This is a genomic window from Neisseria sp. P0021.S005 (assembly GCF_051956955.1).
Window position 1 is genome coordinate 1 of the sequence record NZ_JBQCWY010000513.1, and the last position, 2,208, is coordinate 2,208.

A 2,208-nucleotide genomic window follows, 5' to 3' on the forward strand; every position below is an offset into this window, starting at 1 on the left:
AAAATTGACAATCCGGGTTCGCCTGAAGCCGTTGAGGCAGATATTGTGAACTGGGTGAAAGCGCAAGGCTTGATTTAGTAATGATCAGAAATGGAAAGGCCGTCTGAAATATTTCAGACGGCCTTTTCCTATGGGATTTAGAATGTTTTTTGCGAATCAAGCAATAAGGTAACCGGCCCGTCATTGCAAAGGGAGACCTGCATATGGGTTTGGAATCTGCCGGTTTCGACAGTCAATCCATGTTCGCGCAAAAGTTGCGCGGTGTATTGATAAAGCTTGTCTGCTTGTTCGGCAGGGGCAGCATTGGAGAAGGACGGACGGCGGCCGCTGCGCGCATCGGCGTAAAGGGTAAACTGAGAAACCAGTAATATCGAGCCACCGACATCTTTGAGCGATAAATTTAATTTGCCGTTTTCGTCTTCAAAGATACGTAGGTTGGCGGTTTTATCCGCAATGTATTTGGCGTCCGCTTCTGTATCGGTGTGGGTAACGCCGATCAATATCATAAATCCGTTGTTGATTTCGCCACAGGTTTCGCAGGAGTTTTCGGACAAAACGTCAACTTTAGCTTGGGTAACTTTTTGGATAACAGCGCGCATGATGTTTTTGAATAAAAGAAGTTTGTAAAAAAGGGCGTAAGATACGCCCTTGGGGTTTAAATATAGTTTCAGACGGCCTGAAACCATTGAATTAATTTACGGATTAATGTCGTTTTCTTTTAAGATACGTTCGATCTGATTCTCGACTTTTTGTCGTTTAACGGCTTGGGCAATCTGATTGCGTACCAGTTCGAAAGGTTCGGCATTGGGATCGCGTTCTACTGCACTGAGTTTAAACAGATAAAAACGGCTTTCCATCTGAATCGGCTCATGCGTTACATCGCCTCGGTTCATGTCAGCAAAAGCGGTAGCCAGTTGAGGAGAGAGCTGCTGCGGAGAGATGAAGCCGTCGAACTCTTGTTCGGGGTTGGGATAGCGTTTCATCAGCTCTTCAAATGACAAGCCTTTGAGCAGCAGTTCTTGCGCGGCGCGTACTTCGTCGGCTGAAGCAAAGCTGACTTGTTGCAGCTTGATAATGCGTGTTTGCTGGTCGTAGAAACGGCGCAACTCAGCATCGTCAACCGCGGTTTGGCGTTCTAGATAGGCAGCGTATTGGTTGGCATAAAACTCAGCTTCAACGTTTTTAAGCTGATTCTGCACTTCCGCATCTTTGTCCAAACCAGCCTTGATGGCTTCATTTTTCAAAATTTCCAAAGTCTGCAAACGTGTAACCACATCTTTGCGGATTGCCTGGCCATCGGGTTTGGCAGTCTGGTTGGGATGTTGATCGGCCTGTCTCAATACTTCGGCGACCATGCTGTCGATACGGGCGGGATCGATTTCAGGCGCTTTGGCGGTTGCTAAGCTCACGGTTGACAAGGCGAGGATAGCCAAAACGGCAGTTTTGGGCTTGATGTTCATGTGAGTTCCTTATTGCCCGCCGCTATCACGGCGGGCACCTTATATTATTTGTTGACTTTGATGCTGGCTTTTTTCAGTAATGATTGAATGGCCGCATCAACACGGGCTGCCTGTAAGTCGTTGCCAATCTCGTTTTTAGCGGCTTCGTAAGAAGGTACAGTAACGTTACGACGGTCATTGACATAGAAAACGGCGTACAAATTACCGTTTTGCAGTGGAGTTTTAGTGTGTGCACCTTTTTTCAGGTCTTTGACAGCAGCGTAAAGCGGAGGCGCTGATTCTTGCAAATCTTTAAGCGGAACATAAGCTTTAGGGATGCCGCCGGCTTTTTTGGCCGCTTCGTCAATTGAGTATTGGTTCAATATCGAAACAAAGCTTTTTTTCGCATCCAAATCGGCAATGGCTTTTTGGGCATTGCTGCTGCTGTCGGTCACGATTTCGCCCAGTTGGACTTCCTGAGTACCTTTATAGAAGTTGCTGAAGTCGTTGTAAGCGGCTTTGACATCTTTTTCTTGGACAGGATATTGACGGACGATATGCGCCGCGAAAGCTTGGCCTAACAAATCATTTTCGAAAACTGCCCATTCGGTTTTGAATGTGGCTTTTTTATCTGCACCTTGTTTGGCGGCATCGGCACGCGCTTGCTCCAATGCAGTTTTGAATTCAGCGCTTTGATCCAGTTTTAATTTTTTAGCTTCTTGGGTAACAACAGTGCTGATAACTTGGCGTTCAGTCAGCATTTGACGCA

Annotated in this window: 3 protein-coding genes; all 3 read right to left on the reverse strand. The window is 46.6% G+C overall.

Features of this window, described 5'->3' with window-relative positions; all coding sequences use genetic code 11:
• Positions 1-137: 137 nt before the first annotated feature.
• Positions 138-599 carry a D-aminoacyl-tRNA deacylase gene (gene dtd / locus ACTHUE_RS16280; RefSeq protein ID WP_070460225.1) on the reverse strand — a complete coding sequence of 154 codons (462 nt, stop codon included), beginning with the start codon at positions 597-599 and terminating at the stop codon, positions 138-140.
• A gap of 96 nt (positions 600-695) precedes the next feature.
• A complete protein-coding gene (locus ACTHUE_RS16285) occupies positions 696-1,460 on the reverse strand; it encodes a peptidyl-prolyl cis-trans isomerase (RefSeq protein WP_070460208.1) in 765 nt (254 codons plus the stop codon).
• Positions 1,461-1,504: 44 nt separating this feature from the next.
• On the reverse strand, positions 1,505-2,208 hold a 704-nt coding region (locus ACTHUE_RS16290; RefSeq protein WP_440402954.1), incomplete at its 5' end, for a peptidylprolyl isomerase.